20 protein-coding genes are annotated in these 25,818 nt (G+C 71.0%); 10 read left to right on the top strand and 10 right to left on the bottom strand.

Features of this window, described 5'->3' with window-relative positions; all coding sequences use genetic code 11:
• The 6 genes from ACXJKF_RS15040 to ACXJKF_RS15065 all read left to right on the top strand — a co-directional run.
• Window positions 1-1,238 (top strand): alpha-galactosidase (locus ACXJKF_RS15040; RefSeq protein WP_456788517.1); only part of this gene is annotated, 1,238 nt, incomplete at its 5' end.
• On the top strand, window positions 1,235-2,524 hold the full coding sequence (locus ACXJKF_RS15045; RefSeq protein ID WP_456788518.1) for an ABC transporter substrate-binding protein: 1,290 nt from the start codon (window positions 1,235-1,237) through the stop codon (window positions 2,522-2,524). The genes ACXJKF_RS15040 and ACXJKF_RS15045, both read left to right, overlap by 4 nt.
• Window positions 2,525-2,526: 2 nt before the next feature.
• A complete protein-coding gene (locus ACXJKF_RS15050) occupies window positions 2,527-3,462 on the top strand; it encodes a carbohydrate ABC transporter permease (RefSeq protein WP_456788519.1) in 936 nt (311 codons plus the stop codon).
• Window positions 3,462-4,370, top strand: coding sequence for a carbohydrate ABC transporter permease (locus ACXJKF_RS15055; RefSeq protein WP_456788520.1), 909 nt, complete (start codon window positions 3,462-3,464; stop codon window positions 4,368-4,370). Before ACXJKF_RS15050 ends, ACXJKF_RS15055 begins: the two co-directional genes overlap by 1 nt.
• A gap of 107 nt (window positions 4,371-4,477) precedes the next feature.
• Window positions 4,478-4,909, top strand: a complete 432-nt coding sequence (locus tag ACXJKF_RS15060; protein ID WP_456788521.1) for a hypothetical protein — start codon at window positions 4,478-4,480, stop codon at window positions 4,907-4,909.
• On the top strand, window positions 4,909-5,232 hold the full coding sequence (locus tag ACXJKF_RS15065; protein ID WP_456788522.1) for a winged helix-turn-helix domain-containing protein: 324 nt from the start codon (window positions 4,909-4,911) through the stop codon (window positions 5,230-5,232). Before ACXJKF_RS15060 ends, ACXJKF_RS15065 begins: the two co-directional genes overlap by 1 nt.
• Window positions 5,233-5,253: 21 nt before the next feature.
• Here ACXJKF_RS15065 and ACXJKF_RS15070 read toward each other — a convergent pair whose 3' ends face one another.
• The 8 genes from ACXJKF_RS15070 to ACXJKF_RS15105 form a co-directional block, all read right to left on the bottom strand.
• Window positions 5,254-5,928 (bottom strand): hypothetical protein, encoded by a 675-nt coding sequence (locus ACXJKF_RS15070; protein WP_456788523.1) that lies wholly within the window; start codon window positions 5,926-5,928, stop codon window positions 5,254-5,256.
• The gene (locus ACXJKF_RS15075; RefSeq protein ID WP_456788524.1) at window positions 5,925-6,266 is read right to left on the bottom strand and encodes a hypothetical protein; all 342 of its coding nucleotides are present in this window, start codon (window positions 6,264-6,266) and stop codon (window positions 5,925-5,927) included. Before ACXJKF_RS15075 ends, ACXJKF_RS15070 begins: the two co-directional genes overlap by 4 nt.
• A gap of 147 nt (window positions 6,267-6,413) precedes the next feature.
• Complete coding sequence (gene ilvD, locus ACXJKF_RS15080; protein ID WP_456788525.1) at window positions 6,414-8,153, bottom strand: dihydroxy-acid dehydratase; 1,740 nt, start codon at window positions 8,151-8,153, stop codon at window positions 6,414-6,416.
• A 94-nt stretch (window positions 8,154-8,247) separates the two neighbouring features.
• Complete coding sequence (locus tag ACXJKF_RS15085) at window positions 8,248-9,531, bottom strand: extracellular solute-binding protein (RefSeq protein WP_456788526.1); 1,284 nt, start codon at window positions 9,529-9,531, stop codon at window positions 8,248-8,250.
• Between the two features lie 242 nt (window positions 9,532-9,773).
• Entirely contained in the window at window positions 9,774-12,059 is a 2,286-nt protein-coding gene (locus tag ACXJKF_RS15090) for a beta-xylosidase/alpha-l-arabinosidase (RefSeq protein WP_456788527.1), read from the bottom strand.
• Window positions 12,060-12,101: 42 nt separating this feature from the next.
• Window positions 12,102-12,998 (bottom strand): carbohydrate ABC transporter permease, encoded by an 897-nt coding sequence (locus ACXJKF_RS15095; RefSeq protein WP_456788528.1) that lies wholly within the window; start codon window positions 12,996-12,998, stop codon window positions 12,102-12,104.
• On the bottom strand, window positions 12,995-14,032 hold the full coding sequence (locus ACXJKF_RS15100; protein WP_456788529.1) for a carbohydrate ABC transporter permease: 1,038 nt from the start codon (window positions 14,030-14,032) through the stop codon (window positions 12,995-12,997). Before ACXJKF_RS15100 ends, ACXJKF_RS15095 begins: the two co-directional genes overlap by 4 nt.
• A gap of 5 nt (window positions 14,033-14,037) precedes the next feature.
• Window positions 14,038-15,342 (bottom strand): ABC transporter substrate-binding protein, encoded by a 1,305-nt coding sequence (locus ACXJKF_RS15105; protein ID WP_456788530.1) that lies wholly within the window; start codon window positions 15,340-15,342, stop codon window positions 14,038-14,040.
• A 173-nt stretch (window positions 15,343-15,515) separates the two neighbouring features.
• Between ACXJKF_RS15105 and ACXJKF_RS15110 the strand changes: the two genes are divergently transcribed.
• Window positions 15,516-16,496, top strand: a complete 981-nt coding sequence (locus ACXJKF_RS15110) for a LacI family DNA-binding transcriptional regulator (RefSeq protein ID WP_456788581.1) — start codon at window positions 15,516-15,518, stop codon at window positions 16,494-16,496.
• Between the two features lie 138 nt (window positions 16,497-16,634).
• Window positions 16,635-21,164 carry an endo-1,4-beta-xylanase gene (locus ACXJKF_RS15115; protein ID WP_456788531.1) on the top strand — a complete coding sequence of 1,510 codons (4,530 nt, stop codon included), beginning with the start codon at window positions 16,635-16,637 and terminating at the stop codon, window positions 21,162-21,164.
• Window positions 21,165-21,236: 72 nt separating this feature from the next.
• Here ACXJKF_RS15115 and ACXJKF_RS15120 read toward each other — a convergent pair whose 3' ends face one another.
• Both ACXJKF_RS15120 and ACXJKF_RS15125 read right to left on the bottom strand, forming a co-directional pair.
• Window positions 21,237-21,899: a VOC family protein gene (locus tag ACXJKF_RS15120; protein WP_456788532.1), complete on the bottom strand. Its 663-nt coding sequence runs from the start codon at window positions 21,897-21,899 to the stop codon at window positions 21,237-21,239.
• 24 nt (window positions 21,900-21,923) lie between these two features.
• The gene (locus ACXJKF_RS15125; protein WP_456788533.1) at window positions 21,924-23,477 is read right to left on the bottom strand and encodes a peptide MFS transporter; all 1,554 of its coding nucleotides are present in this window, start codon (window positions 23,475-23,477) and stop codon (window positions 21,924-21,926) included.
• 75 nt (window positions 23,478-23,552) lie between these two features.
• Between ACXJKF_RS15125 and ACXJKF_RS15130 the strand changes: the two genes are divergently transcribed.
• Together ACXJKF_RS15130 and ACXJKF_RS15135 are read left to right on the top strand one after the other, a co-directional pair.
• On the top strand, window positions 23,553-24,911 hold the full coding sequence (locus tag ACXJKF_RS15130; protein WP_456788534.1) for a cryptochrome/photolyase family protein: 1,359 nt from the start codon (window positions 23,553-23,555) through the stop codon (window positions 24,909-24,911).
• Between the two features lie 175 nt (window positions 24,912-25,086).
• Window positions 25,087-25,815, top strand: a complete 729-nt coding sequence (locus ACXJKF_RS15135; RefSeq protein WP_456788535.1) for a dienelactone hydrolase family protein — start codon at window positions 25,087-25,089, stop codon at window positions 25,813-25,815.
• The last annotated feature ends 3 nt before the right edge of the window (window positions 25,816-25,818 follow it).

The following is a 25,818-nucleotide window of genomic DNA, read 5'->3' on the forward strand; positions in this document are numbered from 1 at the left end:
ACTTCGACCACTCCCTCGAGCGCCTCACGGCGCTGGCGGACGCCGCCGCGTCCGTCGGGGTCGAGCGGTTCGTGCTCGACGACGGCTGGTTCGCCGGCCGTCGCGACGACACCGCAGGCCTGGGCGACTGGTACGTCGACGCGACCGTCTGGCCGGAGGGCCTGCATCCCCTCGTGGACCACGTCCGCGGCCGCGGCATGGAGTTCGGGCTGTGGGTGGAGCCCGAGATGGTCAACCCCGACAGCGACCTCGCGCGCCAGCACCCCGACTGGATCCTGCGCGGACGGATGTCGCTGCCACCGTCGGCGCGCCAGCAGCAGGTGCTCGACCTCGCGCACCCGGACGCCTACGCCTACGTGGCGGAGCGCCTGCACGCCTTGGTGGCGGAGTACCCGATCGCGTACCTGAAGTGGGACCACAACCGCGACCTGCTCGACGCCGGCAGCGGACCGCAGGGGGTCCCCCGCGTCCGCGAGCACACGCTCGCCCTCTACCGGCTGCTGGACGAGCTCAAGGCCGCGCACCCCGGACTGGAGATCGAGAGCTGCGCCTCCGGGGGGGCGCGGGTCGACCTCGGCATCCTGGCCCGCACCGACCGGATCTGGACCAGCGACACCCTCGACCCGCTCGAGCGACTGGCCAACCAGCGGTACACGGCGCTGGTGGTGCCGCCGGAGCTCATGGGCATGCACCTGACCAGCCCCGTCGTGCACTCCACCGGCCGGACGGTCGACCTCGACCTCAGCGCCGCCGTCGCCATCCTCGGGCACGTCGGGATCGAGTGGGACCTCACCACGACCGACGCCGAGACCCGCACCCGCATCGCCGCGTGGGTGGAGTACGCCAAGCGCGTCCGCCCCCTGGTCGCGACCGGCCGCACCGTCGACGTCGACGGCACCGAGCCCGGCATCGACGTCCGCGGCGTCGTCGCGGCAGACGGCTCGTCGGCCGTCTTCACGCTCACGCAGACCGGCACGACCGTCGCCTACCCGCCGGGACGGGTCCGGATCCCCGGGCTCGACCCCGGCCGGCGCTACCGGCTCCGGACGGTGGGCGGCTCGACGAGCACCGCGGCCCAGTCGGAGCTCGCGTGGCAGGCGTACGACACGACGCTCACGGGCCGCGAGCTCGACACCGTCGGCCTGCGACCACCCGTCCAGCACCCCGAGAGATCCACCGTCATCGAGCTGACAGCCGAGGACGGAGCACCACACCAGGCGCAAGGAGGCGCACGATGAGACACCGAATGACGCGACGAGGTCGCGCGGCAGCGGCAGCCGGGGCGGTCGTCCTGCTGGCGGCCGTCGGCGRCTGTGCGAACGAACCGTCCGACGGCGTGACCACCCTGAACTTCTTCCAGTTCAAGGGTGAGGCGCTCGAGGACTTCAGCCAGATCATCGCCGACTTCGAGGCGGAGAACCCCGACATCCGCGTCGTGCAGAACCAGGTCGCGGACGCGGACACGGCCATCCGGACGCTGCTGGTCAAGGACAAGGCACCGGACGTCATCACGCTCAACGCGAGCGGCAACTTCGGTCGCCTGGCGGAGGCCGGGGTGTTCTACGACTTCTCCGACGAGCCCGTGCTCGACACCATCAACCCGGCGGTGCAGGAGATCATCGCGGACCTCGGCACGTACGGCGACGAGGTGAGCGGCCTCGGCTACGTCAACAACGCCAACGGGGTCATCTACAACCAGGACATCTTCGAGGAGCAGGGCCTCGAGGTCCCCGAGACCTGGGACGAGCTCATCGCCGTGTGCGACGCGCTCGAGGCCGCCGGCATCACCCCGTTCTACGGCACCCTGGCCGACTCGTGGACCGGGATGCCGTCGTGGAACGCGCTCGGCGCCTACCCCGCGATGGACGGCTTCTTCGACGCGATGCGCGCACAGGGCGAGGACACCGGACCCGACTCGGAGGTGTCGTTCGAGAAGGACTTCGCCGAGGCGATGGACCAGCAGTACGAGCTGTTCGGGTACATGCAGGACGGCTACCGGGGAGCGACCTACGACGACGGCAACGCCGCGTTCGCGAACGGCGACGTCGCCATGCTCCTGCAGGGCATCTGGGCGCTGAGCCCGATCAAGGGGATCAACCCCGACATCCGGGCGGGGATCTTCCCGTACCCGGCCACCGACGACCCGGACGACCGCGTGCTCGTCTCCGGCGTCGACGTCGTCGTGACCATGGCGAAGGACTCACCGCGCCAGGAGGAGGCGCTGCGGTTCGTCGAGTACCTGTTCCAGAAGGACGTGATCGAGGAGTTCGCCGCCTCGCAGAACATGGTCCCGTCCGTGAAGGGTGCCGAGCTGAGCGACGAGCCGGCGATCCAGTCGGTCGCGCCGTACTTCGACGAGGGCCGCATCGCCGGCTTCATCGACCACCAGATCCCGCCCAGCATCCCGCTGGCGGCCATCGACCAGCAGTTCCTGTTCAGCGGCGACGCGGAGGCCGCGCTCGCCACCCTCGACAGCGAGTGGAGCAAGGTCGCCGCTCGCACCATCCCCGTGACGGGAGAATGACGATGACGTCCTCCACGCAAGCCCCACCGGCCCCACCCACGGCCGGCGGCACCGGTCGCACGACGGTCCCGCCCGTCAAGGTCGGCCGCGCGCAGTCCACGTTCTACTGGATGGTCTGGCCCGCGGTCATCGCGTTCTTCCTGTTCCACACCATCCCGGTGCTCGTCGGCATCTTCTACAGCTTCACCAACTACGCCGGCTACGGCGGGTGGAACTTCGTCGGCCTGTCCAACTACGCCAACCTGTTCAAGGACGACCGCATCCTGGCGGCCTACGGGTTCTCGTTCCTGTTCGCGATCGCCGCGACCATCCTGACGAACGCGATCTCGCTGGCCATCGCGATGGGCCTGAACGCCAAGATCATGGCGCGCAACCTGTGGCGCGGGGTCTACTTCGTGCCCTACGTGCTGGCGGCCCTGGTCATCGGCTACGTGTTCCAGTTCCTGTTCTCCAGCTCGCTGCCGAAGATCCTGTCGGGCATCCCGCTCATCGCCGACAACATCCTCACGAACGAGACGTGGGCGTGGRCCGCGATCGTCGCGCTCGCTGTCTGGCAGGCCTGCGCCTTCACGATCATCATCTACCTGTCCGGGCTGCAGACGATCCCGCGCGAGCTCTACGAGGCCGCGTCCCTGGACGGCGCCAAGCCCTGGCGCCAGTTCTCGTCGATCACCTTCCCGCTGATCAGCGCGTTCTTCACGATCAACGTCGTGCTGAGCCTCAAGGGCTTCCTGCAGGTCTTCGACCAGATCGTCGCCCTGACGAACGGCGGTCCGGGCACGGCGACGGAGTCCGTGACCCTGCTCATCTTCCGAGGCGGGTTCTCCGGCGGGGAGTTCGCCTACCAGTCGGCGAACGCGGTGATCTTCTTCATCGTCATCACGATCGTCTCGCTGTTCCAGTTCAAGGTCCTTCAGCGCAGAGAGGCGGACTTCTGATGACCACCGCAGGAACCGCGCTCGGCCAGGCCGAGGCCGTCCTTCCCGAGCCCCGGCGCCGTCGCACCAAGAACGTCGCCGACGACGACTCGCGCAAGATCAACTGGTGGGTGACCGCGCTGATCGCGGTGTGCTCGCTGACGATCCTGATCCCGCTGTACCTGGCCGTCGTCGTCGCCCTGAAGACTCCCGACCAGCTCGCCGCCGGCACCGGCTTCGAGTGGCCGAACCCGATCCGCTGGGAGAACTTCGCCGAGGCGTGGGAGCGGACGAGCTTCCCCCAGGCGCTCATGAACACCGCGATGATCACCGTCGGGGCGGTCGTCCTCACGCTGCTCACCAGCTCGGTCGTCGCGTACGGCATCGCACGCAACATCCACCGGCCGTTCTTCAAGGGCGTCTTCTTCTACCTGCTGGCCGCCCTGTTCATCCCGTTCCCGATCATCATGCTGCCGCTCGTGAAGCAGACGTCGCTCCTGGGTCTCGACAACCAGGCGGGGATGATCCTGCTCTACACGATCTACGGGTTGTCGCTGAACATCTTCATCTACACCGCCTACATCCGCTCGATCCCGATCGAGCTGGAGGAGGCAGCGCGGGTCGACGGTGCGTCGACCTGGCGGGTGTTCCGGCAGATCATCTTCCCGCTGCTGACCCCGATGAACGCGACGGTCGGCATCCTCACCTGCGTGTGGGCCTGGAACGACTTCATCATGCCGCTCGTGGTGCTCACCGACCCGGGAGCCCGGACGCTCCCGCTCGCGCAGTACGTGTTCCAGGGGCAGTTCAACACCGACTACACGGTGGCGTTCGCGTCCTACCTCATGGCCATGGCGCCGCTGCTGGTCGTCTACATCTTCAGCCAGCGCTGGGTCATCTCCGGGGTCACGCGGGGGTCGATCAAGTAGGCACGACGGCGCCGACACCGCGCGACGGCAGGCCCGCTCCCCCTCCGGAGCGGGCCTGTCGTCGTCAGACTCTTGCGAAAGTAGTTTCACTAGTGGAAAGTACTTTCATGACCTCCACCAACCCCACCCCCGACGAGGCCCGCCAGCTGCTCGCCATGAGCGCCGGAGCCGCCGGCTCCCTGCGCGCCGCCGGCCAGAACCGGCACGCCCAGTGGCTCACCGGCCTGGCGACCAGCACGTTCATGTTCTACGTCGGCCTGAGCACGATCCCCGACGACACCGGAGCGCTCGTGCTGTGCGGCGCCTACATGGCGACGGCCGCGGTCCTCGCGTTCGCCCTGCTCCGGGGTGCCCTGGTGACCAAGGAGGGCATGCCCCGACGCTGGTGGGTCGCGATCCGGGGCTGGGGTGTCGCCTACGGGGTCACCCTCATCGTCGGGCTCACCTGGTTGCGCGAGTCCGTCCTGTTCTGGCTGCTCGCCTCGGTCGTCGTCACCGCACCCTTGGCCGTCGGCGCCTGGCGCGAGGGACGCGCCTGATGCCCCCGCTCCCCGGGAGCGACTCCGTCGGGGAGGAGGCGCGCGCCCGGCTGGACGACGTCATCCACTCCCCCGTGCGACTCTCCGTCGTCGCCGCCCTGGCCGCCACGGACGAGGCCGAGTTCGCCGCCGTCCGGGACGCCGTGCAGATCAGCGACTCCGCGCTCAGCAAGGCCGTGACCGCCCTCGAGCAGGCCGGGTACGTGCACGTGCGCAAGGGGTACGTGGGCAAGCGTCCGCGCACCTGGCTGAAGCTGACCCCGGCCGGCCGCGAGGCGCTGCGCCAGCACCTCGCGGCCCTGCGGGCGATCGCGGGCGGCTGAGCGCGACAGACGCCGCCGACCTCACTGCTGGGCGAACGGCTCCTGCCTGGTGCAGATGATCATCTCGTCGCCGCCGGATGCCTCGTCGGTCGCCAGCGCCAGGTCCAGCGACGCCTGCCGGACCTCGTCGAGCTCCGCGTCGGCCGGCACCTCGACGTCGTTCTCCGTCAGGCACGCCAGGACGGTCGGCAGCTGCGCGCGCAGCTCCGCGTCGAGCTCGTCCCGGTAGAGCCGCGGGTCTCCCAGCGCCATCTCCGCCCAGAACGAGTGCTCGTCGAGGCACGCGTCGGCGGCGTCCAGGACCTCGTCCTCGGTCATCCCCTCCGCCGTGGCACTGAAGTTGTAGACGGGCTTCAGGCGGCCCGACACGATCTCGCGCGGTGCCTGCTCCTCGTGCGAGATGCCCGCCTCCGCCATGCACGCGAACGACGCCTCGACCAGCGCGGAGACCGCCTCGAACGTCAGCTCGCCCGACTGCTCCGCCGCCMGGAGCACGTCGATCTGCGGCTGTCCGGCCCCGTTGGACTCGGCCAGCGTCCCGTAGTAGCCGATGAGCTCCGCACCCTCGAGCCCGGCTCCCGGCACCGGCTGCGTGGCAGGCGCGCCGGTGGAGCAGGCCGCCAGGAACACCGCCGTGACGGCCACGAGGGCGCCGCAGCGCAGCGCCCTCGTGGTCACGGTGTCCGTCCTGGTCATGCCCGGTTCAGGTAGACCTCGACGACGGTGTTCACCCCGCGCACCCACCGGTGCTGCGACTTGATGAGCTCAGCAGCGTCGGGGGAACCGAGGAGGGCGGAGTAGTTGTCGTACGACGTCCAGTGCGTCCCTCCGGAGTCGCTCGCGAAGTACTGGTGCCGGGCCACCATGTTGCGGCAGCTCCCCTTCGTGTACGCGTCGTTGCTGTCGTTCGAGACGGTCACTGTGCAGTCCGAGTAGTAGTAGACCTTGCTGGCAGCGTTCGCCGGCGCGACCGCCAGGAGCAGGAGCGCTCCCACCAGGCTGGCCGCCAGAAGGGAGCGTCGAAGGATCGTCATGGGCGCGTCTCTCTCTCATCGTCGTCGATGCGGGTCACAACGCCGATGACGCTAGTGGCACGACGCCCTCTCTGTCCGGGCTTTGACGATGGGAAACGCGCACGGCCCGGCCCCTCGCCGAGGAACCGGGCCGTGGGCTGGACGGCATCAGATCAGCACGGCGCCCTTCGACGCCGACTGCACCAGCTTCGCGTACTTGGCCAGCACCCCGCGCGTGTAGGTGGGGGGCAGCGGTGCCCAGCCGGCCTTGCGGGCCTCGAGCTCCTCTGCGCTGACGAGCAGGTCGAGCTTCCCGTTGGCGACGTCCAGCTGGATGCGGTCGCCGTCGCGGACGAACGCGATCGGCCCGCCGTCGACGGCCTCGGGAGCCACGTGCCCGACGCACAGGCCGGTGGTGCCACCCGAGAAGCGGCCGTCGGTGAGCAGCAGCACGTCCTTGCCGAGGCCCGCACCCTTGATCGCGCCCGTGATGGCGAGCATCTCGCGCATGCCCGGACCGCCCTTGGGGCCTTCGTAGCGGATGACGACGACGTCGCCGGCGACGATCGTGCCGTCCTCGAGCGCGTCCATCGCGGCACGCTCCCGCTCGAACACGCGGGCGGTGCCCTCGAACACGTCGGAGTCGAAGCCGGCGGACTTCACCACGGCGCCCTCGGGTGCCAGCGAGCCGTGCAGGATCGTGATGCCACCGGTCTTGTGGATCGGGTTGTCCAGCGCGCGCAGGATCTTGCCGTCCGGGTCCGGCGGGTTCACGTCCGCCAGGTTCTCCGCGACCGTCTTGCCTGTGACCGTGAGGCAGTCGCCGTGCAGGAGGCCCGCGTCGAGCAGCGCCTTCATGACGACCGGGACGCCGCCGATGCGGTCGACGTCGTTCATGACGTAGCGGCCGAACGGCTTGAGGTCGCCCAGGTGCGGCACCTTGGCCGCGACGCGCGAGAAGTCGGCGAGCGTGAGGTCGACCTCGGCCTCGTGCGCGATGGCGAGCAGGTGCAGGACCGCGTTGGTCGAGCCGCCGAAGGCCATGACCACGGCGATCGCGTTCTCGAAGGCCTCCTTGGTCATGATCTGGCGCGCCGTGATGCCCTTGCGGAGCAGCTCCACGACGGCCTCGCCGGACTTCTTGGCGAACGCGTCGCGACGGCGGTCGGCCGACGGCGGGGCGGCGGAGCCGGGGATCGACATGCCGATCGCCTCGGCGACCGACGCCATCGTGTTGGCGGTGTACATGCCGCCGCACGCACCCTCGCCGGGACAGATGGCACGCTCGATGCGGTCGACGTCCTCGCGGCTCATGAGCCCGCGCGCGCACGCGCCGACGGCCTCGAACGCGTCGATGATGGTGACGTCCTTCTCGGTGCCGTCCTCGAGCTTGACCCAGCCCGGGGCGATGGACCCGGCGTACAGGAACACGCTAGCCAGGTCGAGGCGCGCGGCCGCCATCAGCATGCCCGGCAGCGACTTGTCGCAGCCGGCCAGCAGCACCGAGCCGTCGAGGCGCTCGGCCTGCATGACGGTCTCCACCGAGTCGGCGATGATGTCCCGGCTGACCAGCGAGAAGTGCATGCCCTCGTGGCCCATCGAGATGCCGTCGGACACCGAGATGGTGCCGAACTCGAGCGGGTAGCCGCCCGCCGCGTGCACGCCCGCCTTCGCCGCCTGCGCCAGCCGCTGGAGCGACAGGTTGCAGGGCGTGATCTCGTTCCAGGAGCTGGCGACGCCGATCTGGGGCTTGGCGAAGTCGTCGTCACCGAGGCCCACCGCGCGGAGCATGCCGCGCGACGCCGTGGCCTCGAGGCCGTCGGTGACGGTGCGCGAGCGGGGCTTGATGTCGACGCCGGAGGCGGGGGCTCCGGCCGAGCTGGGGGCGTTGTCGGACGTCACGGTCATGCTCGCGAGTGTATGACTGCGCCTGCCCAGGCCGGCCGGAGGGTCACCCTGCGGACGGCGTCCCCGTCGAGCCCGGTCGACGGGGACGCACGGCTCAGCCGCCGGCGGCGGCGTTCATCGCGTCGACGACGTCGGCGGGCGAACCGGTCCCGGCGAACTGGGCGGCCACCGCGTCGTTCAGCGCACCGCCGACCGTGCTGCCGTACGCGATGTCCAGCCAGAGCTGGACGTAGGGCGCCTTGTTGCGGAAGGCGAGCAGCGACGCCATGTTCGGGTCGCTGACACCGGCCTCGGACCCCTGGGTGACCGGCAGCCCGGCGCCGGTCTCGGCATAGTCGGTCTGCACGTCGACGCTGAGCAGGTACCGGAGGAACTCGACGCACTCGGGCGGCGCGTCCGCCGAGCACGAGAACCCGTCGCCGCCGCCGAGTGCCGACAACGCGTTGCCCTGACCGCCCGCGGTCAGCGGGAACGGGAACCACCCGAGGTCGGCTCCGAGGCCGACGCCGTTCGTGGCCAGCCCGGACATGACGCCCGGGTGCCAGTGGCCCATCAGCTCCATCGCCGCCTCGCCGTTGGCCAGGAGCGCGGCGGAGCTGGTGTCACCCTGCTGCGCGGGCGCCTCCAGGAACCCGTCCTGGAACGGCGACGTCTCGAGGAAGGCCGCCAGGTCCCTGCCCGCCCGCTCGAAGCACGGGTCGCTGAAGTCCTTCTCCGCGCCGGCCACGGCCATCGTGTCGGGGTCGCAGGAGCGCAGCGCGTAGTTGTACCAGTAGTGCGCCGCCGGCCACGTGTCGCCGGCCCCCACGGCGATGGGCACGATGCCCGCCTCCCGGAGCTTGCGCACGGCCTCGTCCAGGTCCTCCTGGATGAGCGGGGGCGACTCGATGCCGGCCTGGGCGAACAGCGCGCGGTTGTACCAGAACCCCTCGACACCCATGCTGAACGGCAGCCCGTACGTCCGGCCGCCCAGCTGCCACCCGGCGGCCGACCCGCCGATGAGGTCGAGCTCGGTGCCCACGTCGTCCGTGAGGTCGAGCAGTGCGCCCGCCGCCACCTGCTCGCCCATCTGCCCGCCGCCCCACTGCTGGAAGACGTCCGGGAACGCTCCGGTCGTCAGCGCGTCGGCGAGCTTGGCCTTGAGCTCCTCGTTCTGCACGGGCACGTTCTCGATCGTGACGTTCGGGTGGTCGGCCTCGAACCCCAGGGCCACCCGCTCGAAGTAGCTGTTCAGGGGCTCGTCGATGCCGTTGTGCCACCACGTCAGCGTGACCGGCTCACCGTCGGAGCCTCCGCCGCCCGCGCCTCCGCAGGCGGTGAGCAGTGCTGTCGCGGCGGCGATCGCGGCGATCAACCTCCCGGTGCGCGCGAATCCCATGTCGTAGTCCTCTCAGGTCGTCGTTGACGTGCTGGGACAGCGCTGGCGTCCTGCCGGCGCGAAGGCGGTGCATGGTTCGAGAACGTTATCGACATCGTTATCAGGTCGCTGAAACGAAGTCCCCTGATCGGCGCAGCCGAGCGAATCCGCAGGTCAGGGGCACTGCTGGGTGATCGGGCGGTACGAGGGCACAGCAAAGCCGTCATCGCACGAGCGCCCGGCGATGACGGCCTTGCGACGGGTCAGCCGGTGACCGAGACCGTGGTCCAGCGCGGGCTGTCGACCCCGACCGGGTGGACCGGACCGACGAACGTCGTGCGCCCCTCGGTCTCCCGCTCCTCGCACGACGGACCCACCCAGAGCTCGACCTCGCCCGGCTCGACCACGCGGAGGTGGTCCCGGTCGGAGAACGCGAGCCGCGTGGTCGGTACCTCGAAGGTCACCAGCGCGGACTCGCCGGCCTCGAGATGGACGCGCCGGTACCCGACGAGCTGCGCCACCGGGCGGGTGACCGAGCCGACGACGTCGCGCGCGTACAGCTGCACGACATCGGCCCCGGGCCGGTCCCCCGTGTTGGTGACGCGGACGCTCGCCCCGATGTGCCCGTCGGTGGGCACCTGCGCATCCACCTCGAGGTCGCTGTGCACGAACGTCGTGTACGACAGCCCGTGGCCGAACGGGAGCGCGGGGGTGCTCCGAAGGTTGGTGACGTCGCCGTTCCCGCCCAGCGGCGGGTGCAGGTACGTGAACGGCTGCGCGCCGGCGGAGCGCGGCACGCTCACCGGCAGGTGCCCCGACGGGTTGACCCGGCCGGAGAGCACGCCCGCGATCGCGGTGCCGCCCTCCTCGCCCGGGAAGAACGCCTGCACGACGGCCGCGGACCGCTCGAGGGCCCAGTCGATCGCGTACGGGCGGCCGGTGAGCAGGACCAGCACGACAGGGGTGCCCGTGGCCAGGACGGCCTCGACCAGCTCGCGCTGGACCCCCGGCAGCTCGAGGTCGTCGCGGTCGCAGCCCTCCCCCACGGTCCCGCGGCCGAACAGCCCGGCGTGGTCGCCGACGACGAGCACGGCCACCTCGGCGGAGGCCGCCGCGCGGACGGCCTCGTCGAACCCCGCCCGGTCGTCGTCGTCGACCGCACAGCCGAGCGCGGAGACGAGCTCGGCGCCGGGGAGCTCGGCGGAGAGAGCCTCGCGGACCGTCGGGCTCGCGAGGCCGACCTCGACCTCCGGGTGGTGCGCGAGGACGTGGTTCAGGAACGAGTAGCAGCCGAACAGCGCCTCGGCGCGGTCGGCGTTCGGGCCGATGACGGCGACGCGAGCCGGGTTCGCCAGCGGCAGGGTGCCGTCGTTGGAGAGCAGGACGACCGACTCCTCCGCCAGCCGGGCGGCGATGCGGCGGTGCTCGGGGCTGTCGAGGTCGACCTGACCCGGGGGCTCGTCGTCGAACGTCGCGTCCAGCAGCCCGAGCTCGTCCTTCTGCTGCAGTGCGCGCAGGACCGCACGGTCGACGAGCGCCTCGTCGACGCGCCCGGAGCGGACCGCCTCCGCCAGGGGCGTCAGGTAGGCGTCTCCGGTGGGCAGCTCGATGTCGACGCCTGCCGCGAGCGCCTGGCCCGCGGCCTCGCCGAGGTCGCCCGCCACCGCGTGCAGGATCTGCAGGAAGGCGACGCCGAAGTAGTCGGCGACGACGGTGCCGTCGAAGCCCCAGCGCTCCCGCAGCACGCCCGTGAGCAGCCGCGGGTCCGACGCGACCGGGACGCCGTCGATCTCGTTGTAGGAGCTCATGACCGAGCGCGCGCCGCCGTCGAGGAGGGCCATCTCGAAGGGCACCAGCAGGACGTCCTCGACCTCGCGTCCGCCGGCGTGCACGGGGGCGAAGTTGCGGCCGGACTGCGAGCCGGAGTAGCCGACGAAGTGCTTGAGCGTGGCGTGCACGCCCGTCGACTGCAGGCCCCGCACGTAGGACGTGCCGAGCGTGCCGACGACGTACGGGTCCTCCGCGATGCACTCGTCGACCCGGCCCCAGCGTGGGTCACGGATCACGTCGAGCACCGGAGCCAGCCCCTGGTGGACGCCGAGCGCCCGCATCGACCCGCCGATCGCCGCACCCATCTCGGTCACGAGGTCCGGGTCGAACGAGGCGCCCCACGCCAGCGGCGTCGGGAACGTCGCCGCACGCCAGGCCGACAGACCCGTCAGGCACTCCTCGTGCACGAGCGCCGGGATCCCCAGCCGCGTCTCGCGCACCAGCCGGCGCTGCAGGTCCCAGAGCCAGCGGCCCCGCTCGACCGCGTCGACCGGGCGCGTGCCGTACACGCGGGTGATGTGCCCGAGGCCGTGCACGGTCGCGTCGTCGAGCCCCTGCTCCACGGTGAACTCGCCCTGGAGCGGCGCGACGACCTCGCCGTCGCCCTTCTCCCAGAACCCGACGATCTGCGCCAGCTTCTCCTCGAGGGTCATCCGGGCGAGCAGCTCGCTCGCCCGGTCGACGGCCGCAGGAACAGCCAGGGTCTGAAGATCCGTCACGGATCTGTCTCCTTCGATGGTGACGTTGGGGGTGCGCACGGGTCAGCCCTTGACCGCACCCTGGAGGCCGTTGACGATCCGCTTCTGCATGGCGAGGAAGAACACCAGCGCCGGGATCATGGCCAGGGTCGTGAACGCGAAGACGCCGGCGGTGTCGGAGGAGTACTCCGACGAGAAGTCCGCGACGCCCAGGGGCAGCGTCTTCATGTCGCTCTGCAGCAGGAGCAGCGGGAGCAGGTACGCGTTCCAGGAGCCGACGAACGCGAGCACGCCGACCGTCACCATGCCGGGCCCGGACAGCGGCAGCAGGATCCGCCAGAAGAAGCCGATGCGGGACGCGCCGTCCAGCAGCGCAGCCTCCTCGAGCTCGTCCGGCAGGGCCTGCAGGAACGGCCGCAGGATGACCACCGTGACAGGCAGCGCGAACGCCGCCTGCGGCAGCGCCACACCCCACCACGTGTTCCCCATGTTCAGGTCCGTGATCAGGATGAACAGCGGGATGATCGCCACCGTGGCCGGGAAGAGCAGGCCGAGGACGAACACCAGGAAGATCTTCTCGCGGCCCTTGAACTTGTACCGGGCCAGCGGGTACGCCGCCATGATCCCGAAGACCACGACGATGGCCGTGGTGAGCAGCGCGATCACGGTGGAGTTGAACGCGTACTTCCAGAAGCTCGGGTTGGTCAGGACCCCGGTGTAGTTGAAGAACACCCACGGGTCCGGCAGGCCCGCCGGCGACTCGGCCAGCTGGGCGTTGGTCCGGAACCCGCCCAGCACGCCGTAGAGCACCGGCCCGAGGGTCACGGCGACGACGACGAGCGCGATGGCGTAGACCAGCGGGTTGCCGCCGGGGTACTTCCCCGTCCGTCGTCGCGGGCCCTGGGCGGTCAGCGGGGTGGTCGGCGGGGTCGTCTGCGACGTCGTGGTCACGGCGCTCATGCCTTGGCCTTCTTCTGGAGAGCGGGGTCCTGGATGTCACGGCGCAGGATGAAGCGCTGGTACAGCAGGGCCAGGACGAGGGCGACGACGAAGAGGATCACGGAGGCTGCCCCGGCGATCCCGTAGTTCTGCCGCTTGGTGCCCTCGTTGATGAGGAAGGTCGCCATCGTCGTGGTCGCGTTGGCGGGACCGCCGCCGGTGAGGATCCAGACCATGTCGAACAGCTGGAGGGAGCCGATCATCGACAGGAAGGCCCACGTGCGGATGGTCGGGCCCAGCAGCGGAAGGGTGATCTTGCGCTGCGTCTGCCACCAACTGGCGCCGTCGATCTGGGACGCCTCGTACAGCTCCTCGGGTACGCCCTGCAGGCCGGCGAGGAACAGGATCACCGCGAGACCCAGGTACTTCCAGGTCAGGACGACGATGACCGTCCACAGCGCGTACTCCGGGGTGCCCAGGAAGCCCTGTTCCGGGCCGTTGATGCCGATCGCGTCCAGCAGGGTGTCGATGACCCCGTACTTCGGCTGCAGCAGCTGCAGCCACACGACGCCGGCGATGACCTCCGCCAGCACGTACGGGACGAAGATGATGGTGCGCAGGACCCCCTGGCCCCACATCTTGCGGTTGAGCAGCAGCGCGATGGCCAGGCCGAGCGGGAGCTGGATGGCGATCGAGGCCACCACGATGATCAGGTTGTGCTGGAGCGCGCCGATGAAGACGTCGTTCTGGAGCACGCTCACGTAGTTCTTGAGGCCGACGAAGTCGACGAGCGGGCCGTACCCCTTCCAGCGGTAGGCCGAGAGCTGGATCGCCCTGATGATCGGCACCACCACGAAGAACAGGAACAGCAGCAGGGCGGGTGCCACGAAGAAGGCGATCTCCAGGCGCTTGCGGAGGGCCGATCCCGTCCCACGGCGTCCGCCCGGGGCCGGGGCCACCGGCCGCGCCGAAGCGCGACCGGTGACCACGGTCTGCGGGGAGGACGTCGCAGGCGAGGCGGTGACGCCCACGCGGGCGGTCGTCTCGTCTGCCACGTCGGTCACTTCTCCGCGTCAGCCGCCGCCTGCGTGGCGTCGACGATGTCCTGCGGGGTGGCCTGGCCGGCGAAGGCCAGGGCGATCTCGTCGTTCATGGCGCCACCGACCGACGCACCGAACGCCGTGTCGAAGTAGAGCTGCACGTACGGCGCCGCGTCACGGATCTTGAGGAGCTCGGCCAGGGCCGGGTCCGACACGTACTGCGAGGCCGTGGAGTTGGTCGGCAGACCCATGTCGAGCTCCGCGAAGCCCTTCTGGACCTCGTCCGAGAGCAGGTAGACCGCGAAGTCCACCGCGGCGTCGGGCGCCTCCTGCGAGACGGCCCACGCGTCACCGCCACCGAGCGCGGCCTCCGAGTCACCCTCGCCACCGTCGACGGCCGGGAACGGGAACCAGCCAGTGTTCTCGCCGAGACCCTTGCCGTCCTCGGTGAGTCMCTGCATGACGCCGGGCTCCCAGTGTCCCTGCATCTCCATCGCGACCTTGCCGGTCGCCAGGAGACCCGAGGCGCTGGTCGCACCCTCCTGGGCCTTCGTGGACAGGAAGCCCGCGTTGAACGGCTCGGTGCCGATGAGGGCCTCGAGGTCCTCACCCGCCTTGACGAAGCAGGCGTCGGAGAAGTCGAGCGTCTGCACGGCGTCGGTCAGGACGTCCTGCGAGCACTCACGCAGCGCGAAGTAGTACCAGTAGTGCGCGGCGGGCCACTTGTCGCCGGCGCCGACGGAGACGGGCTCGATGCCTGCCGCCTTGAGCTTGTCGGTGGCCTCCTGGAACTCGGCCCAGGTGGTCGGGGGCTCGGTGATGCCGGCCTGCTCGAAGAGCGCCTTGTTGTACCAGAAGCCGACGACGCCGACCGAGAACGGCAGGCCGTACGTCTTGTCGTCCACCTGCCAGCCGGCGACGGAGCCACCGATCTTCTCGATGGTGTCCGCGGCCGCCTCGGAGATGTCCTTGGTCAGGCCCGCCTCGACGTGGTCGGCCAGCTCGCCGCCACCGCGCTCCATGTAGACGTCGGGGGCGTCTCCGCTCTGGAACGCGGCGTCGAGCTTGGTGAGCATGTCCTCGTGCTGCATGGCGCTGACCTCGACGGTCACGCCCGGGTTGGCGGCCTCGAAGTCGGCCGCGACCTTGTCGTAGTAGTCCTTGCCGTCACCGGTGTTGGAGTTGTGCCACCACGTGATCGTCGTCGCCTCGCCGGAGGCGCCGTCGGTCGAGTCGTCGCCCGCGTCGCCCGAGCTACAAGCGGTTGCCAGCAGGGCAATACCAGCACCCAGGGCAAGGGTGCGAAGGACTGTTGTCCTCATCATCGTTGAATCTCCTCGTCGTCACTGACAGGGCTGGACGGCGCCAAGGTTGGCACCCGAGTCTGTATGGTGTCAATCGTTGTCGATAACGTTATCGAAACGAAGGTCTCAGGTAGATAACGTTATCGAAACTATGCTCTATGCTCCACCACGTGGACTCGACACCGCGCGTGAAGATGGAAGACGTCGCCCGGACGGCAGGCGTCTCGGTCGCGACCGTGTCCAAGGTCGTCAACGGCCGGTACGGAGTCGCCCAGGCGACGCTCACCCGCGTCCAGGAAGTCATCGACGAGCTCGGGTACGAGGCGAGCCTCGGTGCACGGTCGCTGCGCAGCCACCGCACCAACGTGCTGGGCATCCTCGTGGCAGAGTTCGAGCCGTTCAGCACCGAGCTGCTCAAGGGAGCGTCCTCCGCGGTCGGCTCGACGGGCTACGAGCTGCTCGCCTACTCCGGCGGCGGCCGCGGTGCCGACGTCGGCTGGGAGCGACGCTACCTGTCCCGGCTGTCGGGCACGCTCATCGACGGCGCGATCATCGTCACGCCGACGGTCGTCGAGGCCAACACCGGGGTTCCCGTCGTGGCCGTCGACCCGCACACCGGCCCGACCGGCCTGCCCACCGTCGACTCCGACAACTACGCGGGCGCGGTGCTGGCCACCGAGCACCTCATCGGGCTGGGGCACCGCCGGATCGGCTTCCTCGGCGGACGCCTGGACCTCGAGTCCGCCCGGCTCCGCGAGGACGGGTTCCGCAAGGCGATGGACACGGCGGGCCTCCCCGTCGACGAGTCCCTGGTCGCCGTCGGCGGGTACCGCCCGGAGACCGCCGACGCGCCGGCGCGCGTGCTGCTGGGCAACGCCGAACCGCCGACCGCCGTCTTCGCCGCGAACGACCTCTCGGCCATCCAGGTGATGGCTGTCGCGCGCGAGCTCGGCATGACCGTGCCGGACGACCTGTCGGTGATCGGGTTCGACAACGTGCCCGAGTCGGCGCTGGCCTCTCCCCCGCTGACCACGATCAACCAGCCGCTGCAGGAGATGGGCGCCGAGGCGCTGCGCCTGCTGGTGGACCTGATCGACGGCAAGGAGCGGTCGAGCCACCTGCGCCTGCCGACCGAGCTCGTCGTGCGCGCCTCGTGCGCACCGCCGCGCCGCTGACCTGCTCCTGCTGGCCCCGGGCTGGGACCTCACGATTCGATAACGTTATCCATAACGTTCTCGACCGCTCTGGCGCTTTTGTCCGTCCGGTGCGTAACCTCCCGCTCGGAGCGGAGACGATCGCGCAAGGGAGCGCTGATGAGACGTGCACGAGTCCTCACCACGGTGGCCGCAGTCCTGGCCGGCGGCTTGGCGGCGGGTCTGACGACCCCACCCGCCATCGCCGCCGACGGCCCGGTCGTGGTCCTGCAGAACGACTTCGAGACCCCCGACCCGGCACCCTGGGGTCCACGGGGACCCGTGACGCTCACGGTGACCGGGGACGACGCGCACACCGGCACGGGCAGCCTCCTGGTCGCCGGGCGCACCGGCGACTGGAACGGTCCCGCGACGAACGTCGCGACCCTGTTCGACGCCGGCACCACCTACACGGTCTCCGCCTGGGTGAAGCTCGCCCCCGGCACCGTCGGGTCCTCTCCCGTGCACTTCACGGTCGAGCAGACCCCGGCCGACAACCAGTACGCGTGGGTCGGCTCCCCCGTGACCGTCACCGCGGACGAGTGGGTCCAGGTCGGCGGGACGTACACCAAGGACGCAGGCGTCACCGCCGCGACCCTCTACCTCGAGGCCGCCGTCATCGGCGACGCGCACCCGAGCGTGCTCGTGGACGACGTCCTCATCACCGCGCCCGAGGGCACCGACCCGGTTCCCGGCGTCGTGCCCGGCGGCGCGGTGGACCCGACCACGACGCCCGTGACCGCCGCGCGCGGCACCGGCGACGTCGCGGCGCTGACGTTCGACGACGGCCCGAACGGTGCGACGACCGGTGCGCTGCTCGACTTCCTCGGCGAGCAGGGCATCCACGCGACGTTCTGCGTGATCGGCCAGAACATCACCGCCCCGGGCGGCGCCGAGATGCTGCAGCGCATCGTGAGCGAGGGCCACACCCTCTGCAACCACACGACCAGCTACGCCGACATGGGCAGCTGGACGCCGGAGGAGGTGCAGGCCGACCTCGTCGAGAACCTGCAGATCATCCGGACCGCGTTGGGCGACCCGAACGCGAAGGTGCCGTACTTCCGGGCACCCAACGGCAGCTGGGGGCAGACCGCGGGGGTCGCGGTCTCCCTCGGCATGCAGCCCCTCGCGGTGATCAACACGATCAACGACTGGGCCACCCAGGACGTCCCGACGCTGACCACCAACCTGCGCGCGGCGATGAAGCCCGGCCAGGTCGTGCTCACGCACGACGGCGGCGGTGACCGCTCCGGCACGCTCGCAGCGGTGCAGACGGTCGTCACCGAGCGCCTCGCGGCGGGCTGGTCGTTCACCCTTCCGGCCGGCGGCGCCGACGACCCCGGCGTCCCGACCACGTCCCTGTCGACCGGGTTCGAGGACGGGCTCGGCGTCTGGACCGTGCGCGGCAACGGCACGGCGCCGATCGTCGCGGTCACCACGGCCGAGGCGCACGGCGGAGCCCAGGCGGCGTCCGTCACCGGGCGCACCGACACCTGGCACGGCCTCGGCGCACCCGTCACGGACGTGTTCCAGTCCGGGCGGACGTACCAGATCTCGGCGTGGGTCAAGCTCCCCGCGGGCGAGACCGGTCCCGCCGACGTGCGCGTCAGCGTGCAGCGCGACAACGCCGGCTCGTCGTCGTACGACACCGTCGCCACCGCGACCGGGGTCACCTCGGACGCGTGGGTGCAGGTCCAGGGGTCCTACGTCATGGCCGCGGCCGAGAGCGCGCTGCTCTACGTCGAGACCGCGTCCGGCACCCCGTCGTTCCTGGTGGACGACGTCGTGGTGACGGGCTCGACCGCGCCGCCCGTCCAGCAGGACATCCCGTCCCTGCAGGACGACCTGCCGTGGCCCGTCGGCGTCGCGATCGACGCTCGGGAGACCGTCGGCGCGGGTGCCGAGCTGGTGACCAAGCACTACAACCAGATCACGCACGAGAACGCGATGAAGCCCGAGGCGATCCAGCCGACGGAGGGCACGTTCACGTTCGAGGCCGCCGACGAGATCATCGACTTCGCGATCGCGAACGGCCAGCGCGTGCACGCCCACACGCTCGTGTGGCACAGCCAGACGCCCGACTGGTTCTTCCAGCACGCCGACGGCACCCCACTGACYGACAGCGCGGACGACCAGGCCCTGCTCCTCGGGCGGATGCGCACGCACATCGAGACGATCGCGGACCACTACCGCACGAAGTACGGGGAGTTCGGCACGGCCGGCAACCCGATCGTCAGCGTCGACGTCGTCAACGAGGTCGTCGCCGAGAGCGAGAGCAACGGCCTGCGCCGCAGCGCCTGGTACACCACGCTCGGCCCGGACTACATCGCGGACGCGTTCGAGATCGCCTCCGAGGCGTTCAACGGCGGCGACGTCGACGGCCCGGTCCAGCTGTTCATCAACGACTACAACACCGAGCTGCCCGCCAAGCGGCAGGCGATGCTCGACCTGGTCGAGGGTCTGCTCGCCGACGGAGTGCCGGTGGACGGCGTCGGGCACCAGTTCCACATCAGCCTGTCGCAGTCCGTGGACCAGCTGCGTACCACGCTGGAGACCTTCGCCCCGCTGGGGCTGCTCCAGGACGTGAGCGAGCTGGACGCGCCGATCGACGGCACCGTCACGGCCGAGAAGCTGGTCGAGCAGGGGTACTACTACGCGAGTGTCTTCTCGATGCTGCGGGAGTTCCCCGACCTGTTCGCAGTCACGATCTGGGGCCCGTATGACAGCCGGAGCTGGCGCGAGGGCGCGCCGCTGCCGTTCGACGACGACCTGCAGGCCAAGCCGGCGTACTGGGGGATCGTCGACCCGACGCAGCTGCCCACGCTCACGCGGCAGGCGAACGCTCCGCAGGCCGACGTGCTCGACGAGCTCCAGTGGCGTCTCCTGCCGCTGGTGACCATCGCCGGGGACACCAGGTTCCAGCTGCGCTGGTCCGGGGACCAGCTGACCGCGTCGGTGCACGTCGCCGACGCGACCGACGACGGCGCGGCCGACACGGTGACGCTCTTCGGCGCCGGGTCCCCCGTCGTGGTCACCCGCGACGACGCCACGAGCGAGACGGCCGACGGGTGGACCGCGGTGGCCCAGCTGCCTCTGTCCGCCCCGGGTGCCGTCGGGACCACCGTCCCGTTCGACGTCCGCGTCGACGACGGCAGCGGCGGTCTGGTGTCCTGGAACGACCTCGCGCACCACCAGGAGACCGGCGGCCCGCTCGGCGTCGTGACCCTGGTCGAGCCGGTCGGCTACGTCGGGGTCCCGCAGGCCGCGACCGCGCCGACCATCGACGGCACGGTCGACGCCGCGTGGGCCGACGCCCCCGTGGTGAGCACGGACGTGCAGGTCGAGGGCACCCCAGGCGCGACGGCCGACGTGCGCCTGCTCTGGCACGACGACCGGATCGACGTGCTGGCCCAGGTCACGGACCCGTCGCTCGACGCGACGAGCACCAACGCGTGGGAGCAGGACTCGGTCGAGATCTTCCTCGACCCGGTCAACGCCAAGTCCGGTCCGTACAACCCGGCCGACGGGCAGTACCGGATCAACTACCTCAACGCGGTGTCGATCGGCGGAGACCTCGCCGTGATCGGCGACCGGCTGACCAGCGCGACCGCGGTCGCCGACGGCGGGTACGTCGTCGAGGCGTCGATCTCGCTCGGTCGTCCCGTCACCCCCGGGGACCTCGCGGGCCTGGACTTCCAGGTCAACGACGGCACCGCCGGGGTGCGCGGCTCGGTGCGGACCTGGTCCGACCCGACCGGCCGCTCCTACCAGAACACCTCGCGGTGGGGCGTCGCACAGCTGCTCGCTCCCGTGGCGCCGGAGCCCGCAGCCCCGGTCATCACGTCGCAGCCGGCATCGGTCACGGGCGCGCTCGGGTCCGAGGTCACGCTCACGGCGGCCGCCTCGGGCTATCCCGAGCCGACCGTGCAGTGGCAGGTGCGCGGGATCCTCCCGTGGACCTGGAAGAACGTGGCCGGCGCGACGTCGGAGTCGTTGACGGTGACGCTCACCGGCAAGGTCGACGGCGCCCGGTACCGCGCGGTGTTCACCAACTCCGAGGGGAAGGCGACCACCGAGGTCGCGACGGTGCACGTCGCACGGACGGCCCCCGTCGTCACGACGCAGCCCGTGTCGGTGACGGCCAGGGCCGGGTCGAAGGTGACCCTGTCCGCCGCGGCCAGCGGGTACCCCGTGCCGAGCGTGCGGTGGCAGCAGCGCACGTCCGGGAAGTCCTGGACCTGGGTCCGGGGCGCCTCGAGCGGCTCGCTGAAGGTGACCGTCGCGACGCGTCCGACCGAGTACCGCGCGGTGTTCGAGAACCGCGAGGGCACGGCGACGAGCGCCACGGCCACCGTGTCGCCGAGCCCGGTCGCCCCGCGCATCGTCGACCAGCCCCGGGACGCGACCGCGCGGTCCGGCAAGGACGCCCGGTTCACCGTGAAGGTGTCGGGCGAGCCGGCGCCGAGCATCCAGTGGTTCGAGCAGCGCAAGGGCTCGAGCAGCTGGACGGCGATCCCCGGCGGGACCGGGACCACGCTCACCGTCACGGCGACGAGCGCCCGGGACCAGGCGCGCTACCGGGCCGTGGCCACCAACGTGGCGGGGTCGGTCACCTCGCACACCGCGGAGCTGGAGGTGCGGCGCAGCTGACGCTCGCCTGCCTCCCCTGACCGTCGAGGGCCCCGGATCAACCTCCACTCCGATCCGGGGCCTTCGGCTTGCTCAGCTGTTGCTGCGCGCCTGCCAGGTGCACACGCAGACCTCGTTGCCCTCGGCGTCGGCCACGATCGTGAAGGCCGGCGCCCGGTCGTCGCTGACCAGGTGGCCGCCTGCGGCGATCGCCGCGGCGATGCGCGCCTGCGCCTGGTCGTGCGGGACGGTGATGTCGAAGTGGATCCGGTTGCGCTGCGGCCGGGGCTCGTCCATCTGCTGGAACCAGATGGCCGGTCCGATCCCCGCCGGGTCGGTCACCTCGTCGTCGCCGCTGACGTCGTAGCCCATGACGGCCGCCCAGAACGGCACCACCGCCGGGATGTCCAGGGCGTCGATCGCGATCTCGAGCACCTCGCTGCGGAGGTTGTCTCCGGCCAGGCCGAGCTCGTCGGCGATCGCGGACACCGTCGCGGCGAGGTCCACGTCGCGCTGGGTCAGGCCGCCGGCGTCGTGGCTGGAGGTGGTCACGGTGACCTGACCCCAGCGCAGCACCACGTCGGGGTGGTGGTTCACCTCGTCGGCCGCCGCCGCGWTGCGCGCGACGAACGCCGCCGCGGTGCTGAAGTCGGGAGCCGTGAACGTCGCGCGCAGCGACTGCAGCAGGACGCGCCAGTGCCGGTCGTCGACCGCGGCCGTGACGTCGGAGTGCGGAAGAAGGGTGGTGTCAGCCATGACGTCCACCCTGCCACCGCCCGGTCAGCGCTGCAGGGCCGCCTCGGACTCGGAGTCGGCCCCCGCGCGGATGTGCCGCGTGACCCACGGGGCGAGGGCGAACATGCCCCCGGCGAAGGCCAGCGCGACGAGCCCGATGACCCCGAAGTAGGCGGCCGGGGAGACGTCGGGCGTCGACTGGATGACCTGCGCKGCGATGGCGTTGCCGGCCGAGGGGGCCAGGAACCACAGCGCCATCGCCTGCCMGCGGTAGGCCTTGGGCGCCAGCAGCGTGGTCGCCGCGAGCCMGACCGGCGACAGACAGAGCTCACCGACCGTCTGGATGACGTAGACGATGATCAGCACCCACGCCGAGGTCTTCGCACCGTCGGCCAGCCACGACGCCCCCGCCAGGAACACGAAGCTCAGGGCCGCGAACGTCAGGCCGAGCGCGAACTTCACGGCCGTGGGCGGTCGGTCGTCGAGCTTGATCCACAGCCACGCGAACACCGGCGCCAGCAGGATGATCGCGGCCGGGTTGACCGACTGGAACAGCTCGGGCGAGATGGTCACGCCGAACAGCGTCAGGTCGGTGCTGTCCTGCGCGTAGGACGCCAGGGTGCTCGCGGCCTGCTCGAAGATCATCCAGAAGATCATCGCGGCGACGAAGAGCGGGATGTAGGCGCGCAGCCGGGTCCGCTCGTGGTCGTTCACCTTGCGCGAGCGGAACATCACGATGAACGTCGCGACCGGTGCGGCGAACGCGAGGTAGGAGATCCCGTCGATGAACGACGTGAGGCCGAAGCCGCCCTGGATCAGCGCGGCGAGGCCGAAGGCGACGACGACGCCCACGGCGACGACGGCCAGCAGCCGGGCCACCGCCGGGCGCTCCTGCGGGGTCATCGGGTTCGGCGGGACGTCCCCCGCCCCGCCCAGGTACTTGCGCCCGGCGACGAAGAACACGAGGGCGATCGCCATGCCGATGGCCGCGACCGCGAAGCCCCAGTGGTAGCCACCGACCGCACGCGCCGCACCGACGAGGAACGGCGCCGCGAGGGACCCGATGTTGATGCCCATGTAGAAGATCGAGAAGCCCGAGTCGCGCCGCGGGTCGTCGCGGTCGTACAGCTCGCCGACCATGCTCGACACGTTGGGCTTGAGCAGGCCGGTGCCGAGGGCGACGAGCACGATGCCGAGGAACGAGAACGACGCCTGCGGCACCGTGAGGAACAGGTGGCCGGCGGCGATGATGATGCCGCCGTACAGGACCGACCGTCGCGCACCGATGAACCTGTCCGCCAGCCAGCCACCGAGGACGGACAGCAGGTAGACCGACGACCCGTAGACCGCGACGAGCGCCTCACCGGACGTCTGCTCGATCCCGAGACCGCCGTTGGCCAGCGTGTCCGTCAGGTAGAAGAGCAGGATGGCGCGCATCCCGTAGTAGCTGAACCGCTCCCACAGCTCGGTGCCGAACAGCGTGAACAGGCCGAGGGGCTGGCCGAAGAAGGCGCGGTCCTTGGGCAGGGTGTCGCTCTTGCGGGCGCTCGGCTCGGTCCCCCCAGGGCCCCCCACCTGCGCGTCGGCTGCGCCGCTCATCTGCCCATCGTGGCCTCGCCCGTGGATGCGCACCACCGGCGGGCGGTGTGGACGCTCCCCGGCTACCGTCGCCAGGTGCCCACGATCCACTGGTTCCGTCGCGACCTGCGGCTCGCGGACAACCCGGCGCTGCTGGCCGCCGTGGAGCAGGCGCGCGACGCCGACGACGAGGTCGTGCCGCTGTTCGTCGTCGACCCGGCGCTCTGGCGGTCGGCCGGCACGCCTCGGCTGGCCTACCTCGCGCGCAGCCTGCGAGCGCTCGACGAGTCGCTCGGCGGTCGGCTCGTCGTCCGGGAAGGGCGCGCGGCCGACGTGGTGCCCGCCGTGGCCCGCGAGGTCGAGGCGCCGGCCGTGCACGTCACCGCCGCGACCGAGCCGTACGGACGGCGGCGCGACGACGGCGTCGAGCGGGCGCTCGAGGTGCCCCTGGTGCGCACCGGTTCCCCGTACGCCGTGGCACCCGGCCGGCTGACCACGCAGGGCGGCACGCCGTTCCAGGTCTTCACCCCGTTCCGCGGCGCGTGGCTCGACCACGGCTGGTCGGCGCCCGCCCGACGCCCGCAGCGGGTCCCGTGGGCGGACGTCCGCTCCGACGGCGTCCCCGACGAGCCCGCGACGGACGTGCGGCTCCCGACGGCAGGCGAACGCGCCGCGCACGCCGGCTGGGCGGAGTACCTGCACGACGGGCTCGCCGAGTACGCCACGCTGCGGGACCGGCCCGACCTGGACGGCACCTCGATGCTGTCCATCCCGCTCAAGTACGGCGAGCTGCACCCCCGGACGCTCCTGGCCGACCTGGCGGACGCCCCGTTCGACGTCGCCACGTTCCGGTCGGAGCTCGCCTGGCGCGAGTTCCACGCAGACGTGCTCTGGCACCACCCCGGCGCCACGCAGCGGTCGCTGCGGACCGTGGTTCCGGAGGACTCGTGGTCCGCTGGGGCCATCGCCGACGCGGCGTTCCAGGCCTGGGCGGAAGGGCGGACGGGCTACCCGTTCGTCGACGCCGGCATGCGCCAGCTGCGCGCGCTGGGCTGGATGCACAACCGCGTCCGCATGGTCGTGGCGTCGTTCCTGGTCAAGGACCTGCACGTGCGCTGGCAGCGGGGGGCGGCGCACTTCCTGGACTGGCTGGTCGACGGGGACGTCTCACAGAACCAGCTGAACTGGCAGTGGGTCGCCGGCACCGGGCGGGACGCTGCGCCGTACTTCCGGGTGTTCAACCCGGTGACGCAGGGTGAGAAGTTCGACCCCGACGGCACCTACGTCCGGCAGTGGGTCCCCGAGCTGCGAGGCGTCCCCGGACGTGCCGCGCACCAGCCCTGGAAGCTGGGGCTCGAGGCACCCGACGGGTATCCGCCGCCGATCGTCGACCACGCCGCCGAGCGCAAGGTCGCTCTCGACGACTTCCACCGCGGCCGCGACGGGCTCACCTGAGCACTCGATATTCGGTGGCTGACCACATCGACCCCCGTTACAGTGCCCGGGACCGTACGAGAGACGAGGAGGTGGTACCCGTGAACGCAGTAGCGACAGAGGTGCTCCCCTCCGGGGTCATGGTCGGGCGATAGGTCGTCCGCGGGAGTGCCGTCCACGAGCACTCCCGAAAGGCATGACCATGCGATTCCTCTCTGAACGGCGCCTCGATGACGGCGTCCTCGAACGCGAGTTCACCCTGGGCGAGATCCCGGGCACCCTGTGGACCGCCGGGTCCGCGCCGGCGCCGCTGATCCTGATGGCCCACAACAACGCCCTGCCCCGGACGGACGCCCGGCTGGTGGCCAGGGCCCGGTACCACGCGGCCCAGCACGGCTACGCGGTGGCCACCATCGACGCGACCGGGTGCGGCGACCGCCCCCGTTCCGCCGCCGACGAGGAGGCCCGCGCCGAGTTCCGCCGGGCGATGCAGGCGGGCGAGCCCGTCGACGACGTCTTCGAGTCCTTCGTCGGGCCGCTGGTCGAGAAGGCCGTCCCGGACTGGCAGACCACGCTGGACGCCCTCCTCGAGCTGCCCGAGGTCGGCGGCCCGGTCGGGTACTCCGGGTGGACCGCCGTCGGCATCCGGCTGACGGTGGCCGAGCCGCGCATCGCGGCGGTCGGGCTCTTCGCCGGCGGCTACGTGCCCCTCGCCCAGCGTGCGGAGGCCTCGCAGGTCACCGTCCCGCTGCTGTTCCTGCTCCAGTGGGACGACGTCGGGAACCCGCGGCAGCGGGCCCTGGACCTGTTCGACGCCTTCGGCAGCCGGGAGAAGACGCTGCACGCGAACCTCGGCGGGCACCTCGGCACCCCGGCGTTCGAGCTGGCCGACGGGGCCCGCTTCTACGACCGGCACCTGAGGTGAGCA

Source organism: Cellulomonas sp. P5_C5 (assembly GCF_054049655.1).